The 16,935-nt window shown below is 39.1% G+C and carries 15 protein-coding genes and 1 pseudogene; 13 read left to right on the top strand and 3 right to left on the bottom strand.

The features are described from left to right. Positions 1–293: 293 nt before the first annotated feature. The 8 genes from BFU02S_RS09440 to BFU02S_RS09475 all read left to right on the top strand — a co-directional run bounded on the left by BFU02S_RS09440 (position 294) and on the right by BFU02S_RS09475 (position 9,499). Positions 294–2,213 carry an ArnT family glycosyltransferase gene (locus BFU02S_RS09440; protein WP_066369622.1) on the top strand — a complete coding sequence of 640 codons (1,920 nt, stop codon included), beginning with the start codon at positions 294–296 and terminating at the stop codon, positions 2,211–2,213. 256 nt (positions 2,214–2,469) lie between these two features. Next, on the top strand, positions 2,470–3,945 hold the full coding sequence (gene dacB / locus BFU02S_RS09445; protein ID WP_066369625.1) for a D-alanyl-D-alanine carboxypeptidase/D-alanyl-D-alanine endopeptidase: 1,476 nt from the start codon (positions 2,470–2,472) through the stop codon (positions 3,943–3,945). Positions 3,946–3,960: 15 nt separating this feature from the next. Continuing rightward, positions 3,961–4,923, top strand: a complete 963-nt coding sequence (locus BFU02S_RS09450) for a glycerophosphodiester phosphodiesterase family protein (RefSeq protein ID WP_066369626.1) — start codon at positions 3,961–3,963, stop codon at positions 4,921–4,923. A 173-nt stretch (positions 4,924–5,096) separates the two neighbouring features. Next, positions 5,097–5,297 carry a cold-shock protein gene (locus tag BFU02S_RS09455; protein ID WP_066369629.1) on the top strand — a complete coding sequence of 67 codons (201 nt, stop codon included), beginning with the start codon at positions 5,097–5,099 and terminating at the stop codon, positions 5,295–5,297. A gap of 344 nt (positions 5,298–5,641) precedes the next feature. Further along, complete coding sequence (locus BFU02S_RS09460) at positions 5,642–5,776, top strand: BA3454 family stress response protein (protein ID WP_066369630.1); 135 nt, start codon at positions 5,642–5,644, stop codon at positions 5,774–5,776. Between the two features lie 17 nt (positions 5,777–5,793). Further along, positions 5,794–7,290: a glucose-6-phosphate dehydrogenase gene (zwf, locus tag BFU02S_RS09465; protein ID WP_066369651.1), complete on the top strand. Its 1,497-nt coding sequence runs from the start codon at positions 5,794–5,796 to the stop codon at positions 7,288–7,290. Positions 7,291–7,418: 128 nt separating this feature from the next. After that, positions 7,419–8,081 carry a fructose-6-phosphate aldolase gene (fsa, locus tag BFU02S_RS09470; RefSeq protein WP_066369631.1) on the top strand — a complete coding sequence of 221 codons (663 nt, stop codon included), beginning with the start codon at positions 7,419–7,421 and terminating at the stop codon, positions 8,079–8,081. An 80-nt stretch (positions 8,082–8,161) separates the two neighbouring features. Continuing rightward, positions 8,162–9,499: a glucose-6-phosphate isomerase gene (locus BFU02S_RS09475; RefSeq protein ID WP_066369634.1), complete on the top strand. Its 1,338-nt coding sequence runs from the start codon at positions 8,162–8,164 to the stop codon at positions 9,497–9,499. Positions 9,500–9,563: 64 nt separating this feature from the next. Here BFU02S_RS09475 and BFU02S_RS09480 read toward each other — a convergent pair whose 3' ends face one another. After that, the gene (locus BFU02S_RS09480) at positions 9,564–9,887 is read right to left on the bottom strand and encodes a winged helix-turn-helix transcriptional regulator (protein ID WP_066369635.1); all 324 of its coding nucleotides are present in this window, start codon (positions 9,885–9,887) and stop codon (positions 9,564–9,566) included. 166 nt (positions 9,888–10,053) lie between these two features. Between BFU02S_RS09480 and BFU02S_RS09485 the strand changes: the two genes are divergently transcribed. Continuing rightward, on the top strand, positions 10,054–10,452 hold the full coding sequence (locus BFU02S_RS09485; RefSeq protein WP_066369637.1) for a GNAT family N-acetyltransferase: 399 nt from the start codon (positions 10,054–10,056) through the stop codon (positions 10,450–10,452). A 20-nt stretch (positions 10,453–10,472) separates the two neighbouring features. After that, a pseudogene (locus tag BFU02S_RS09490) lies at positions 10,473–11,199 on the top strand (MOSC domain-containing protein). A 133-nt stretch (positions 11,200–11,332) separates the two neighbouring features. On the opposite strand, the gene BFU02S_RS16730 reads toward BFU02S_RS09490, so the two are convergent. Next, on the bottom strand, positions 11,333–11,680 hold the full coding sequence (locus BFU02S_RS16730) for a CotG/ExsB N-terminal domain-containing protein (RefSeq protein WP_157075893.1): 348 nt from the start codon (positions 11,678–11,680) through the stop codon (positions 11,333–11,335). Between the two features lie 200 nt (positions 11,681–11,880). Here BFU02S_RS16730 and BFU02S_RS09495 point away from each other — a divergent pair, with 200 nt between their 5' ends. Beyond that, positions 11,881–12,972 carry a CotH kinase family protein gene (locus tag BFU02S_RS09495; protein ID WP_066369639.1) on the top strand — a complete coding sequence of 364 codons (1,092 nt, stop codon included), beginning with the start codon at positions 11,881–11,883 and terminating at the stop codon, positions 12,970–12,972. A gap of 81 nt (positions 12,973–13,053) precedes the next feature. Here BFU02S_RS09495 and BFU02S_RS09500 read toward each other — a convergent pair whose 3' ends face one another. Continuing rightward, positions 13,054–14,208, bottom strand: coding sequence for an MGDG synthase family glycosyltransferase (locus BFU02S_RS09500; RefSeq protein ID WP_066369641.1), 1,155 nt, complete (start codon positions 14,206–14,208; stop codon positions 13,054–13,056). A gap of 185 nt (positions 14,209–14,393) precedes the next feature. Between BFU02S_RS09500 and BFU02S_RS09505 the strand changes: the two genes are divergently transcribed. Both BFU02S_RS09505 and lipP1 read left to right on the top strand, forming a co-directional pair. After that, on the top strand, positions 14,394–15,818 hold the full coding sequence (locus BFU02S_RS09505) for an MFS transporter (protein ID WP_066369643.1): 1,425 nt from the start codon (positions 14,394–14,396) through the stop codon (positions 15,816–15,818). A 150-nt stretch (positions 15,819–15,968) separates the two neighbouring features. Beyond that, on the top strand, positions 15,969–16,895 hold the full coding sequence (gene lipP1, locus BFU02S_RS09510; RefSeq protein ID WP_066369646.1) for a LipP1 family hormone-sensitive lipase: 927 nt from the start codon (positions 15,969–15,971) through the stop codon (positions 16,893–16,895). Positions 16,896–16,935: the final 40 nt, after the last annotated feature.

Below are 16,935 nucleotides of genomic sequence, written 5' to 3' on the forward strand. Positions count from 1 at the left end.
AACTATCGTCGCCCTTGAGCAGTATAATACAGATTTCTCTTGTTGTCCAAGTTCATTTTGGGGCTTATGAGACCACCAGTACTGTATATCGTCGTTCCTTGTTATAACGAGGAGGAGGTGCTTCCTCATTGGGGAATACATAGAGAAAATCTATAAAGAGACTAAGCGACGTCCGAAATACCATGTGGAGACTGTATTACAATTGAAGTCTGATTTGAATGAAGGAGAGTCAAAGAAACGATTGCAACAGGTTTAGTAGTATTATATTGATTCCAGAAGGGGATGGAGAAACTATGAGCCGAGTAAATTTAAAATTTAAGTGGCATTATGTTGGATTGGGAGGAATTTTGTTATTATCATTTATTCTTAATTTTTATAAGTTAGGACAAGAAGGGATTGGAAATACTTATTACTCTGCAGCTGTTAAAAGCATGCTGGAGAGCTGGCATAACTTTTTCTTTAATTCTTTTGATCCTAAAGGATTTATTGCGATTGATAAACCACCGGTTGATTTTTGGTTTCAGGCACTAAGTGCGTATATATTCGGGTTTAAAGGATGGAGTTTATGTTTGCCTCAAGCCCTTGCCGGTGTATTATCGGTCGCTTTACTTTACCATCTCGTAGCTCGTATCTTTGGACGTGGGGCTGGGTTGTTGGCAGCACTATTTTTGACACTAACTCCGATTGTTGTGGCAGCGGACCGGACTAATGAAGTGGATTGTATGCTCATGTTTGTTAATCTGATTGCCACTTGGGCACTGAGCAAAGCGGTTGAGAAAAATCATTTGAAATGGTTAGTTCTTGCATTTTTCATTGTTGGAGTTGGGTTTAACATTAAGATGATGGAAGCGTTCCTTGTACTCCCGGCATTTTATCTTTTTTATTTGATCAATCCAAAGTTAACTTGGTCAAAAAAGCTAGTACACTTATTAACAGCTACCATCGTTCTTCTGGTTGTCTCCCTATCTTGGTCAGTGATCGTAGATTCGGTGCCTGCAAACCAGCGCCCTTATGTCGGAAGTACGCAAAATAATTCGGAAGTAACACTGGCAATTGGGTATAACGGAATTAATCGGCTGGTTGGCAAGACCGGTAATTTCCACATGGGATCAAAGCAACCCCACCAGTTCGGTAATTGGAACGCAGGTAGAGGAGCTCATCGAAATGCAGGGCGCTTTTCCGGCTTTGGACAAACAGGTAATCCAAGTATATTCCGGCTGTTTACAACTCCCGAATTGGATGGTCAGCTCAGCTGGCTTTTTCCGGGTGTCTTCATAAGTGTTATATCCCTTTTATGGGGGGCGCGTGTTCGAGATCCTCTTGACCGTAAACGTCAAACGGTTGTTTTTTGGACAGTATGGGTTTTGACTATGTTTGTCTTCTTTAGTATTGCAAAAAGGTTTAGCAGTTACTACATGGTTCAGATGGCTCCTGGTATTGCAGCATTGGCGGGAGCCGGTTTTAAAGAGATGTGGAAACAATGGTGTACAAAAGAAAATTGGTTTTTACCGCTTGCATTAATGTGCACTGTAGTCTTTGAAATATCGGTTATATGGAGATATCCTACATTACGTGACCCGCTTTCGATTACAATCGGGGTTTTGGCATTAATTTCCTTGGTTTGTTTGCTGTTTGGCAAAAAAATAATTGCTTCTAGTAAGAGAGGAATCTCTTTCATTGTGCTGGTGATCGGGGTTCTGTCTTTAGTTACCGCTCCAACAGTATGGGCGATTACTCCGATTGAATACGGAGGAAACGTGACCAAACCTTTTGCAGGTCCAGAGTTAAAAAACCAGCATGGACAAGACGAAATGGTTTCCAACTCTAAACTTGAAAACTATTTAAAGTTGAACTATCGAAAAGGAACTTATTTAGTGGGAACATTAAACGCAATGTCAGCTGCTCCGATTATTCTTGATACCGGTTTGCCCGTTATGGCGATCGGGGGATTTATGGGTAGTGATCCGGCACTTACGGTTGCAAAGCTGCAAAAGCTTGCCAATGAAGGACAAATCCGTTATTTCCTTTTACCAGAAAGATCATTTGGCAATCAACAAACAAGAATAGTCAATTGGATTAAATCAAATTGTGTGGTTGTACCTGCATCTAAGTGGCGAGACACACAAACTAGTCATAAGCAAAGTCGGGGTTGGATGAAATTGGGGGATTCCTCCATGACGCTTTATAAATATGAAAAATCGAAGAATATTTAGGCATTGATCTTCAACAAACAGACGTGTTTATGTATGAATGAAAAAAGGCCAATTTCTCAATATTAATACTGAGGAATCGGCCTTTTTCTATTGGAAGTTCCTTACCGATGAAAAATTTCATTTCTCTGATGCTATCCCACTCTATATAATATTTTTTTGTGCAGTCATTTTGCATTGTATAAATAACTTTTATCTCGAAAGAATAATAGAAACCGTGTCCTGTCAATTCTTCGGGAAGTTTGGGTGATCAGTTGATATGAGAATAAAAAACTTTATCTTACGTTTATTTATATTCATCCAAGCCTTGGTTCCATTCACATACCAAAGTCAAGTTCATGCGAAAGAATGGACTCCGGCAGTAGAAACGAGACTAAATCAATTTTTAAATAGCACGCCGGATCTTCAAGGAGCTATTGCCGGAATCAGTATTCGATCGGCAACTGACGGTACAATCCTCTACCAACATCAAGGGGACATTCGTCTACGGCCAGCGTCAAACCTGAAGTTGTTGACAGCCGCTGCAGCCCTTGATGTGTTAGGAATGAATTATACCTTTCCTACGGAAATATATGCGGACGGACAGGTGAAAAAGAAAACATTAAATGGCAATCTTTATATTAAGGGAAAAGGCGACCCCACCCTAATGAAGAAGGATTTTGACAAAATGGCTTCTAAATTAAAAAAAATGGGCATTAAAAGAATTCAAGGAGATTTAATCGGTGATGATTCTTGGTATGACAATATCCGTTATTCTAAGGACCTCCCTTGGAGTGACGAAACCACTTATTATGGGGCACAGATTTCCGCATTGACCGCTTCACCAACGAAAGATTTTGATGCCGGTTCTGTTTTAGTTGAAGTCAAGCCCGGGACTAAAATCGGGGACAAGCCCTCCGTAACTGTAACCCCAGAAACAAATTATGTGAAACTTTTAAATCATTCAAAAACCGCCAAATCAGAGAGTAAAAGGAAAATCAAGATAGAACGGGAACATGCTAAAAACACGATCGTTATAGAGGGGACCTTCCCGATGAAAACCAAACCGGTTAAAGAATGGGTCGGGGTTTGGGAACCTACCCGCTTTGCTGTAACCTTATTCAATCAATCTTTAACCAAACATGGCATAAAAGTTTCAGGGAAAATCAAAACAGGTATGGTGCCTGACACCGCAAACATACTGATTTCCCATCAGTCGATGCCATTAGCAGAGTTAATGATTCCTTTTATGAAATTAAGCAACAATGTTCATGCCGAAATGTTGGTAAAGGAAATGGGAAAGGTAGTTAAAGGCGAAGGAAGCTGGAATAAAGGTTTAGAAGTAATGGAAGCTGAGTTGGCAAAATGGGGTGTCAATCCAAAAACAATGGTTCTCCGTGACGGCTCGGGTGTATCTCATGTAAATCTAATTTCGGCCAATCAAATCTCACAGCTGTTATTTTCCATTCAAAAAGAAAAATGGTTTCCATCCTATCTTCGCGCGTTACCTATTGCAGGAGAGGAGGACAAATTGGTTGGCGGAACATTGCAATATCGACTGAAAAACCCGAATCTAAAGGGAAAAGTCCGTGCAAAAACCGGGACACTTTCAACTGTAAGCTCTTTATCAGGTTATGTGACCACGAAAAGCGGCAGCCAACTTGTTTTCTCCATTATGTTAAATAATCTGCTGGATGATGAGAAAGGAAAGAAGATTGAAGATCAGATTGTTCAGCTGCTTGTTATGAACATTTAGGAGATGAATAAGGATATGCAACAAAGTTTGATTTTTAGACTTGCTTTTCTCTCTATTTGTGTTATTTTTTTCGCACCAAATGTATTCGAACTATTTAATCGAAGTAGAACAAACGATTCAGATCGCTCCAAATTGCAGCCGATTACATCTGAAATTGCAGTAATAGCCCACCGCGGGGCTTCGGAGTACGGACCTGAAAATTCCTTGGCGGCATACAACCAGGCAATTAAGATGGGGGCAAATTACATTGAACTTGACGTGCAAATGACAAAGGATGGACACCTTATTGTTATGCATGATCAGTCCCTAAAAAGAACAACCAATGCGAAGAAAATGTATCCGAATCGTTCACCATGGCTTGTAAGAGATTTTAATCTGGAAGATATTAGGAAACTGGATGCTGGTTCGTGGTTTAACAGGAAATACCAGAAGATAGCACGAAAGGAGTTTAAGCAGCAGCGGGTTCCAACATTTGAGGAGGTCATTCAATTTGTTGAAAAAAAGGGAAAGAGGAAGGTAGGACTCTTTATCGAACTCAAAGAACCGAATCTATATCCAGGAGTGGAGGAGAAAGTAGTTACGATTATGAAGAACCATGGTGTCAGTAATGATCCAAGCTTTATTTTCCTCTCAAAAGATGAGTCAAGCTTGCGAAAATTAAAAGAATTGGATCCTAGTGCAAAGATCATTCAACTATACCCAAGATCCATGTTTAAAGGATTGAATGTAAATAGAGAATTTAAACGGATAAAAGAATATGCAGCAGGAATCGGCCCTAGTATAGACATCGTTACCCCGAACCTCATTAAGAAAGCTCATTTAAACGGCCTGTTCGTCGATCCATGGACCATCAATAAACTGGATGATATGGCTAAACTTCTTTCCATCGGAGTGGACGGAGAGATTACCAACAATCCTAAAAAATTCACCGATTTGCTTGGAATTCACAAGTGCGCTAGTGATCCTAAATGTATCTAAGTTATTAAATAAAAATGAAATGGAATATCCATAGATGGGGAATTTCACCAAAATTAATTTGACGTATAATTCGCTTGGTCAAAACACATGTTAAAAAAGGGCAATCACTTGATTTGGGGTTGCTCAATTAAAAATGTGAATTTTTTATTTGCTGAAAAATTGGAGGTTTTTTAATGGAAACAGGTACAGTTAAATGGTTCAATTCAGAGAAAGGTTTTGGCTTTATTGAAAGAGAAGGTGGAGAAGACGTTTTCGTACACTATAGTGCGATTACAGGTGAAGGTTTTAAATCCCTAGATGAAGGGCAACGCGTACAATTTGATGTTGTACAAGGACAACGTGGCCCTCAAGCAGAAAATGTATCTAAAATATAATTGATTACCTCCCCGTAAATTAGCCCCCTTGTCATAGGGGGATTTCCATAAATGTCCTCAATTTTAGACACCCCTGCCATTTGGTCCACTTATGCTAGGCTTACCTTTATAACCATTCTGTTCATCCTCCCATTTTAAATTAATTTTTAAGAAGTTCTAGAAGAAAAAATATTTTTCGAAAGCGGATAAAAGTGTATTTCACCAGTAATGGAAACGCTTCTCGCTGACCTTACGATCAAGATGCTTTTCTTGACGCTTCATTTTTGAAGGAGTAATATGGTTACACAAAGTAACTAAAGTTATTAAAAATAACTAAGAGATTGAATCTCGAAGAGGTGATATAAATGGTTGAAGTGACTGTGAAGCTTTCTTATAATGGTCGAAATTACCTAACAAACGTAATTGTGGAAAAAGGCACATCTAAAGAGCAAATATTACGTATGGCACAGGAACAAATTAAGAAACAATGGTTAAATTAAAAATGGGGGAAAAGAAATTGGAATCAATGACTTTTGTTTTGTTTGGAGCAACAGGGGATTTAGCTAAGAGGAAAATCTTCCCAGCTCTTTACAATTTATTTATAGATCAGAAACTGCCTCAACCGATATCCATCATAGGACTTGGTAGGGGTCATTTATCTCATGCGGAGTTTCAAGATCGCGTAAAAGAATCGATCTTAACTTTTTCTCGCCGTTTAGAACATGATGCAAAAGGAATGAGCGCACTATTAGACGCGTTCCGTTATCTTCCAATGGATGCAGCAAAGCCAGAAGAATATCAAAAATTACTACAATTCGTAAAACAAAGGGAAGAAGAACTGAAGATTAAGGAAAATCGGATGTTTTATCTTTCCGTTGCTCCGGAGTTTTTTGATACAATTGCCTTAAATATCCATAATAGTGGACTTGGAGAAACAAAGGGATGGAAACGATTAATCATTGAAAAACCATTTGGACATGATCTCCAATCCGCACGTGATTTAAATGATAAATTAAGCCGAGCATTTGTAGAAGAGGAGATTTATCGGATTGATCATTATTTAGGGAAATCGATGGTTCAGAATCTGGAAGCTTTGGAATTTGCCAATCCGGTTCTGCGATCTATTTGGAATAAAGATCATATTGCCAATGTCCAGATTACCGCCAGTGAAACGGTCGGAGTTGAGAAAAGGGCAGGTTATTATGATCATGCTGGAGCTATTCGTGATATGGTTCAAAATCATATGCTGCAAATGCTCATGATGACGGCGATGAACCTCCCCAAAAAGTTAAATGCTTCTGAAATTCGCTATGAAAAACGAAAAGTGTTGGAGGCTCTTCGCCCTATCAAAAAAGAAGAAGCACAGTACCATATTGTTCGCGGTCAGTACAGCTCGGGAGAAATAAATGGACAAATTGCAGCAGGTTACAAAGAGGAGCCTGGAGTAAATCCTTCTTCACAAACTGACACATTTGTGGCTGCCCGGTTATGGATAGATAATCCATTTTGGAGTGGGGTGCCATTTTACATACGAACAGGAAAAAGAATGAAGGAAAAATCTACCCGGATCGTAATCGAATTTAAAAATACCATCAACCAGCTTCATCAGCAACAAATGGAACCTAATTTATTGATTATTGAGATCAGCCCGAATGAAAATGTTTCTCTACAATTAAATAGTAAAAATCCTATGAAAGATGGAAGAATAGAACCTGTTAGAATTAATTTTTCTAGCGAAGAAGGAACCGGTTTGTTCGTTCCTGAAGCCTATGAAAGGCTCATTTATGATGCCTTGATTGGTGATTCTACATTCTTTGCCCATTGGAAAGAGGTTGAATTGTCTTGGGAATGGGTGCAGCCAATTTTGGATGCATTCAAGGAAAATCTTCTGCCTCTTTATGAATATCGCTCAGGTTCATATGGTCCAGAAGCATCTGATGCTTTATTGGCTGAACAAGGTTATAAATGGTGGCTGGATGAAAAAACTGAAGAAAAAGCCCCTCAGTATCAATAAAATAAAGGAGGTAGAACAGTTTGGTCATTAGTCGCTGCCGTCGGTACGGGAAATCCGGGGCACCCAGACCTCCCGATGGGTGCAGCAGATTCAAGGGAGAATTTTATTAAATATTGGAGGAGTCAATCGTGAAATTTTTCATTGATACCGCAAATTTGGACGAAATCAAAAAAGCATACAAAATCGGAGTATTATCAGGTGTTACCACCAACCCATCATTGGTAGCAAAAGAGGGTGTAAAATTTGAAGACCGTATTTCAGAAATTTTAAATGCTGTACCAGAAGTTGAATCGGTATCTGCTGAAGTAACTCCAAACGCTTTAACAGCTGAGCAAATGATTGCAGAAGCAAACGAGCTGATTAAAATAAATGGCGGGGACAAAAGGATTACCATTAAACTTCCAATGACCTTGGAAGGTCTACAAGCATGCAGTTACCTTTCCAAAAAAGGAGTTAAAACAAACGTAACGCTTATTTTTACAGTAAACCAAGCATTGTTAGCAGCACGTGCCGGAGCAACGTATGTTTCTCCATTCTTGGGCCGCTTAGACGATATTAGTGAAGACGGTGTTGGGCTCGTTACAAGAGTTGCCGAATTGTTCCGTGTTCATAAGTTAAATACGCAAATCATTGCTGCATCTGTCCGCCACCCGGACCATGTAACCCGTGTGGCGCTTGCTGGAGCTCATATTGCAACTATTCCATTTAAAGTTATTGAGCAATTAGCAAAACATCCATTAACAGACCAAGGAATTGAAAAATTCGCGGCTGACTGGAAAAATGCCAAATAAAATATAACTAAAAAGCAGAAGGGGGGTTAGATACTATTGGGTATCTAACGCCCTTATTTTAACGGAAAGGAAGAAGTACGATGTCAATCACTTTTGATTACTCAAACGCATTAACCTTTATGGAACAAAGCGAAGTAGATTATCTGGGCGAGTTTGTAAAATCCGCTCATAACATGTTGCATGAGAAGAAAGGGCCTGGTTCGGATTTTCTTGGCTGGGTGAACTTGCCTCATGACTATGATAAAGAAGAATTTGCAAGAATTAAAAATGCAGCGGAAAGAATTCGCAATCATTCTGATGCCTTAATCGTGATCGGGATCGGTGGTTCCTATCTTGGTGCGAGAGCGGCCATTGAAGCACTTTCACATACATTCCATAATCAAATGGAAAATACTACTCAAATCTATTTCGCCGGACAAAATATCAGTGCTACATATGTATCTCATTTGCTTGACGTCATCAAGGATAAAGATATTTCGGTGAATGTTATCTCTAAATCCGGTACGACAACTGAACCTGCCATTGCCTTCCGGATTTTCCGTGATCTAGTAGAAAAGAAGTATGGAAAAGAAGAAGCGCGCAAACGGATCTTTGCTACAACTGACCGAGCAAAAGGGGCTTTAAAAACCCTTGCGGATGAGGAAGGATATGAAACCTTTGTCATTCCTGATGATGTAGGCGGCAGATATTCTGTTTTAACAGCAGTTGGTTTATTGCCAATCGCAGTTGCCGGGCTTGATATTGATAAAATGATGGAAGGTGCACAAACGGCTGCAGACAAATACAACAATCCAGACTTAGCAACAAACCAATGTTACCAATATGCTGCTGTACGAAATGCCCTTTATCGGAAAGGAAAATCAATAGAACTGCTTGTCAATTATGAGCCATCGCTTCACTATGTTTCCGAATGGTGGAAACAGCTTTTTGGTGAAAGTGAAGGAAAAAACCAAAAAGGCCTATATCCTGCTTCCGTAGACTTTACAACAGATCTTCATTCAATGGGCCAATATGTACAGGAAGGCCGCAGGGATTTAATTGAAACAGTTATATCAGTTAAAGAACCGAAACTTGATTTAACCATTCAAGAAGATAAATCTAACCTTGACGGGTTAAACTATTTGGCCGGCAAAACGATGGACTTTGTCAATAAAAATGCCTATCAAGGCACCGTTCTCGCCCATGTTGACGGAGGGGTTCCAAACCTGTTGGTAGAATTGGACAAATTGGACGAATTTACGTTTGGCGAAATGGTTTATTTCTTTGAAAAAGCATGCGGTATCAGCGGATTGTTAATGGGAGTTAACCCGTTTGACCAACCTGGTGTTGAAGCATATAAAAAGAATATGTTTGCGCTCTTAGGTAAACCAGGATATGAAGCAGAAAGAGATGAATTATTAAAACGTATTTCCAAATAATGAAACTCCCTTATCTGGCTGTTCTTTTAGCCTAGGTAAGGGTTTTCATATTACCTTAAAAAAATTAATTATCTTTTATCCAATGATCAGCCCATTGTTTAATGGGTCCTAATATTTGCCCTAACTCGGTTCCTTTTTTTGTCAATAAATATTCTGTTCGTATAGGCCGCTCCGGAATAACGTGTCTTAAGACAATTCCATGTTCCTCCAATTCCTTCATTCTTTCCGTCAGAACTCGTTTACTTAAATCAGGGATAATCGAGTGAATCTCACTAAAACGCTTCGGACCGCTTAATAATACATAAATAATTAATCCTGTCCATCTTTTCCCAATGATTTCGAAGGTTTTTTCAACCTTTTTACATAAAATTTTTGCCCGATCTTCCACTCAGTTCACTCCCTAATGGATACAATTTATTTCTTGTATACTTATTGTAACCAATTACTTTAAAAAAATCGAATGATAAGGGTTGTATTTAAAAATCTGATAAAGGTATGATAGAGAAAAGTATTTTTGAAAAATTGGCAATTTTGGATGGGTGGAGGATTGAAAAATGGAAATTAAATATGAGTTTGAACAGAATCTTGCTGCTACAGAATTAGCAGATGTGTTTAAAAAGTCGGGGATTAGACGGCCGGTTGAAGATTTAGAGCGTATTCAGCGGATGATAGATCACGCGGACATCATTGTTACAGCCCGCGACAATGGAAAACTCGTTGGAATTGGCAGGGCGATTACGGACTATTCCTATTGCTGTTATTTATCAGACCTTGCGGTAGATAAGGAATATCAACGAAGCGGAATTGGTAAAGAAATCATCCGCTTAATTCAAGAAAAACTTGGAGATGAGGCAGCATTAATTTTGATTGCGGCGCCATCTGCAGTTGAGTATTATCCGAAAATAGGGTTTGATAAATTAGATAGAGGCTTTATTATTGGTCGTAAACGATAAGATTTGTAGGAGTGAATTCAATGCTAATTGGCCATGTCAAGGAAATTGTCCGTCACCCGGTGAAATCTTTTACCGGCGAAAGCGTACAGAAATCGAAAATAATGGAATATGGTTTGTACGGTGACCGTAGTCATGCTTTCTTAGATGCAACACGACCAGGAAAATTTTTAACCATCACACAATTTCCCGAAATGGTCCGGTACAAAGCAAGATTCGTAGGAGAGGAAATAATGGATGAATATCCCCGTGTAGAAATTACAACACCTGAAGGTAAGGTGATCAATTGGGGAGATGAAGAGTTAACGAAAGATATAGAAAGGAAATCAAACCGTAAAATTTCTCTTGTTACATATACTCCAAACAATGTACCGCTGGGAGCCATCGAAGAAGAGCATATTCAACTGGTAACAGATGCCCCAATAGAAAAATTGAAAGAATCATGGGGGCAATCGGAATTAGATTTTCGTCGGTTTCGACCAAATTTATTCATTTCCTTACAGGAAAAAAATACCATTTATTGTAGAAACATGGTTAGGCAGACGAGTAAAGATTGGCCCTAATGTGGTACTTGAACTAAAGCGACACTGTGAACGATGCATGATCATTACTGTTGACCCCGAAAATGCAGAGCGGGATTCGACTCTACTCAAAACGGTCGTAAAGGAACGTAATAATTATCTTGGGGTGTATGCTTCTGTGAGTAAAACAGGAGAAATACAAATAGGGGATAAGGTGCTGCTTCTCTAAGTAATGAAAGAAAAAGCATATCAGATAAAATAGAAACTCGTCCTTCATAACAGCGATAAGGGGCAAAATACTCCAAAAACACCAATTCTATAAAGAAAAATGGGAAAGGATCATTTTCCTTTCCCGTTTTACATTATCGATTTCGTATTCTAAATTCCCACATGTTCCCATCTCTCCAGCAGCTCATCGTTTGTTGATTGCCTCTTGGAGTGTTTCGCCAGCCTGTGCAACATAATCTTTGTCTTGAAGTATGGCGGCGTCTTGAAGTATGTCTTGATGTTCTACGTCTCGATGTTTGTCTGCTGGTTGTTTGCCTTCTGCTAGAAGTCCTCCTGCTTGATGTCATGACACGTCTTGATGTTCTTCTTCTAGAAGTACGCAAGCCTCGCGGGTCTATGAACATGAAATCACCAAAGCCACCTTTCCATGCATCATCTGCTGCTCTTTGAATTTCTTCCGGAGAATATTCTCTTTCAGCCATTTTTTGCACCTCCTTTTGATATTGAAAAGGGAGTACGAAAACTGTTTGACAAAAATGTCGATGAAACTCACTCTTCTTTTACCAATTTACGTATAATAGCCGCTTTTTGATAAAGACATAAGCCTAAGCTTGGAAAAAATGCTGAAATGACGTGACATCCCTCAATTTTCCTACATACGATTAAAGAAGGAGGGATGAAAATGGACGAGACAGGAAAAATACCTCACTATAAGCTGTATATCCATCCAAGTGATCTAAAAGAGCTAAAGCGGGATATTTGGATTGATGACCCGGTTCCGGCACAATTAACATTGGATGGAAAAAGGCTTGAGATTGATATCGCTTACCGCGGTTCTCATATACGGGATTACAAGAAAAAATCATATCAAATCACCTTTTATAAGCCGAAAATATTCAAAGGTTCAAAGGTCGTTCATCTTAATTCGGAGTATAAGGACCGGTCAATGATTCGCAATAAGTTGTCATTTGATTTCTTCTCAGAAATTGGTGTCTTGGCGCCAAAATCACAGCATGTTGTATTAACCTTAAATGGCAGATTTGAAGGGGTATATTTAGAAATTGAGTCAGTGGATGAGTACTTTTTAAAAAGAAGAAACCTTCCGGATGGAAGCATCTTTTATGCCGTTGACGGGGACGCCAATTTTTCCTTGATGAGCGATTTAGATAAAGAGACAAAAAAATCATTAGGATTAGGTTATGAAAGACAGTTGGGTGCACCAGTGGAAGATCTTAAATTGCAGGAATTTATTTATAAAATTAATACCATTCCGATGAATGACTTTGAAAAAGAAATCGTTAACTATGTTGATGTTCTTCAGTATCTTCGGTGGGTAGCGGGGGTTATTTTCACATCAAACTATGACGGATTTGTCCATAACTACGCCTTATATCGGAATGGGGAAACTGGATTATTTGAAATCATTCCGTGGGACTATGATGCCACATGGGGGCGAGATGTGAATGGAAAATATATGGAGGCTAACTATGTTCCAATTCGGGGATTTAATACATTAACCGCAAGAATCCTGGCTGTCGATTCCTTTCGAAAACAGTATAAAACAATGCTTGAAGAGATCTTGGAGGAGAAATTTACGCTGGAATTTATTATGCCGAGAGCAGAACGTATGACTCAACATATACGTCCCTACCTCTTAAATGACCCGTATAAAAAGGAATATATTGATGAATTTGATCAAGAAATACATGTCATTGAGGAATATATTAAAGATAGAAGAGCTTACTTACAGGGAAAATTATCGAAATTGGATTAAAGTTTTCTCACCAATCAAAAATAAAAGCGAAAGAACAACTCGTATTGAGCAGATTCTTTCGCTTTTGTTAGTGTCTGGCATCTAGGACCGGACGGTTGATAGAACTCTCGAAGCAACTGGTACTTTGTCGGTTCGTTCTTCCACTTCCAGAATAAATTGAAGAATGTCCTCAGCAGCGTGCGAATTAATGAAATTCCGTTGACAGTCAATCATTTCATTTAGCTTCTCACAATTATTTTCAAGCAAATGGTGGATCGTTTGCACCATATCTTTTGTATCTTTGCATACTACACCAAGATTTCTTTTCTCGGCAAAGGCAGGATTTTCTTCCTCTTGCCCAGGCAGTGCGCCAGTGATGATAATTGGCACATTAGCAGCAATGGCTTCAAACATAACATTCGGGCTGCCTCTGGTAAAAGCAATGTCAGAACTCAACATCAGATCTTGAATGTTTTTCGTAAAGCCAAAAATTTCCACTTTATCGCCATATTTGCCTTTTAATGATCGCTCTAATTTCACCTTTAATTTTTCGTTTCTTCCGGCAACAATTTTTACTGTACAGTCAAAATTCTCAAGCAGATTTTCCGCGATGGTTTTCATATTTCCGACGCCTTCCCCGCCACTCATGATCAGGCATTTTAAAGGTGTCCCCTGTTGATAGGTGACTTTCTTTCTTGGAGTTTTCCGGAAAAATCTAGATCTCACAGGAAAGCCTAGCAGTTTAATGTTTTCGGCAGGGATGCCGTACTCCAGGCACTTATCCCTGGCTTCAGTTGTAGGACTTATAATGTAATCAGCTCGCTTATCTGCCCAAAGTGGGTAAATATTAACTAAATCGGCAATCAAAATAATAAATGGAATTTTTATTTGATGTTTTTCTAGAATATTTAAAACAGACCCATTAAAATTAGGATGGACAGACAAAATTAAGTCAGGTTTAAATTCATCCAACAGCTTGAGGAAATTATTCCTGATCAAAATCTCGATAAAATTGTCTACCGTTGTCGGCTTTAGAGCGGAAAGGTGCCAAACCAGCTTCCAAAGATTCTCTGCATTTCTTGTGATTGGCCCATATGATTTACCAATATTCAGAAGGAACGGCCCTCCTAGTGAGAATCCATCAATAACCCGGATGTTGACAGAATTGTCCTGAATCTTTTCCATTAAAGATTCCGTAATACTCTTATGTCCATGTCCAGTATTTTCAGATGAAATAATTAGTATATTTTTACCCATATTACCAAGCCTTTCTTAAACACCTGTTATATAATTATAGCAAAAAATAATTTAAATGAATGCAATCGATTGACAAAGTTAATACTTAGTTAATACTTTTTTAAGATTTGGGCAGATTTATATTCGATTGTCATATGTAACCATACCTTAAAATTAGTTTTCAATAAAGGGGATTATATCATATCTTGGAAAAAAATACTGTAAGAGCCATATATACGATCTTTGTTTTTATTGCACTCGCTGCCTTTGATAATATAATACTTGGGCTGTTTCCGCCACTGTTTTCTGATATTGCAAAGGAATTACATGTAAATATTGCTGAAATGGGAAATATTCCAGCTGTGAATATCCTTGTAACTGCTATATCCTCCATTTATTGGGGTTATTTATCCGGCAAATTTAAACGAAAGCGTCTCATTATTATTGGGACACTGATATGGGTAGTATCTGTCTTTTTAACATCAATTTGTAAAACTTATTTCCAGCTTTTATTATATCAAATTTTAACAGGAATTGGATTGGGATGTATCGCATCGATTGGATTTAGTGTTTTAACGGATTCCATCCCTTATAGAATGAGGGGCTTGGTGTTAAGTCTATGGGGAATGACACAAGGATTGGGAGGTATTGCTGGTTCCTTAATGGCTTCCCTAATCGCAACAAAGACAAGCTGGAGAGTACCATTTGAAATCGTCGGGGGTATTGGGTTTTTCTTAATTGTCCTTTATTTATTTGTGAAAGAGCCTCATCGCGGAGGGGCAGAGCCTGAGCTAAGGGAAATCATCCAAAGTGGAGAATCTTATAACTATGTCATCGATGCTAGGCAAATCAAAGATGTTCTGTTCAAGCGGAGTAATTTACTGTTGTTTATCCAAGCTTTATTTATGAATATTACCACTGGAAGTCTTGTTTGGCTTCCAACCTTTTACATCTATAAGGTGATCCAGCAAGGATATGACATGAATACATCCATAATCGTGTCGGGATATCTTTATGCTATTTTTCAAATTGGCGGGATGACCTCTGTATATTTTGGTCATCTTGGTGACAGACTGCAGAAAAAAACGTATAAAGGCAGAGCCATTTTAACTGCCGCTTTTGTGTTTTTGACGATGCCGCTTTACATATTCATGTTTATTGTTCCAATGAATGGTTTAGAGCTTCCTAAGGATCATAACGGGGTTATGATTTTCATAAAGCTGATTGAACAAATCATCGTGAATCCTTGGATTTTTTTCATTTTTGTATTGTCATTTTTTGCGTCTAGCGCGCAATCCGCCAACACGCCCAATTGGCTGGCCCTTATTACGGATGTGAATTTGCCTGAACATCGAGGGACTGCATTCAGCATTGCCAATCTTTCCAACAGTTTAGGAAGAACGATCGGGAATGTAGGAGTCGGATCGATTCTCGGCATTGTATCGGGTTTTGCTAAGGAACCAAATAGCTATATCATCACATTATCATTATTGCAGTTCTTTCTAGTCCCAGCTGCATTGTGTTATTTACTTATGGCCAAAAGGAATGTAGCTGATATATGGGAAGTAAAATCAGTGCTTAAGAAACGCGCAGCACAAAACAAAACGGCTCTTTCGAAAGGAAATAGGTGAATGATATCTTCCCTTCGATATACGATCTTTATTGCGGGTTCATATTAGTAACAATTTCTTAGAAAATGTAACTTCTTAGAAGGAAGTTGGGAGCCTATTCTCGAAAGAATTAAATTGTTGTATAAATTTCCTAGAGAGGGAGGCGATAATATGCCACTTGATCCACAAACACAATTCGTATTAGCCCAATTGGCGGCTGCTGGTGGACCACCGCTGGAATCACTTTCCCCGGAAGAGGCACGTGCTAGCTTTACTTTTCCACAAGGAGAAGTCGAGCAGGTAGGGAAGGTAGAGGATCGCACCATTCCAGGTCCGGAGTCGGAAATTCCAGTCCGTGTTTATTATCCGAAAGAAGCCAAAGACGTTTATCCGGCTCTTGTTTTTTATCATGGGGGTGGCTGGGTTATCGGTAACATTGAAACCCATGATAATATTTGCCGTGCGCTGACAAACATTGCTAATTGTGTGACGATTTCCGTAGATTACCGGTTAGCTCCTGAGCATAAATTCCCTGCAGCGGTTGATGATTGTTATGCTGCAGTTAAATATGTGTATGACCATGCAGGGGAGTTTCAAGTAGATCGTAGGCGAATTGCCATCGGTGGTGACAGCGCCGGTGGAAATCTTGCAGCCGTCACCGCTCATTTGACAAAGGAGAGAAAGACACCTGAAATCTGTTTCCAGCTTCTGTTCTATCCCAGCACAAACTTGGGAGGGGAGCCGACAGCTTCCATGCTGGAAAATTCAAAAGGGTACTTTCTGGAGCAAGGCACAATGGAATGGTTCCGTGATTGTTATATAAATAGTGAAGAAGACAAGATGAACCCGCTTGTTTCACCTTCTTTGAATAAAGATTTTACTGATTTGCCGCCAGCCCTTGTCATCACAGCAGAATATGACCCGCTCCGAGATGAAGGGGAGGATTATGCGAAGAAATTGGCCGCAGCCGGTGTAAAAGTTGAGTCGGTTCGATATAACGGCACCATTCACGGATTTGTCAGCATGGCTGCTTTCATTGAATTAGGCAAAAAAGCATTGGAAAAAGCCGGAACGGCATTGAAAAAAGCCTTTCATTAATGTAAATGAACCCAGTTTCAATATGCTGGGTTCATTTTGG

Origin of the sequence: Neobacillus fumarioli NBRC 102428 (assembly GCF_001591485.1) — a bacterium.
Taxonomy (GTDB): Bacteria; Bacillota; Bacilli; order Bacillales; family Cytobacillaceae; genus Neobacillus; species Neobacillus fumarioli.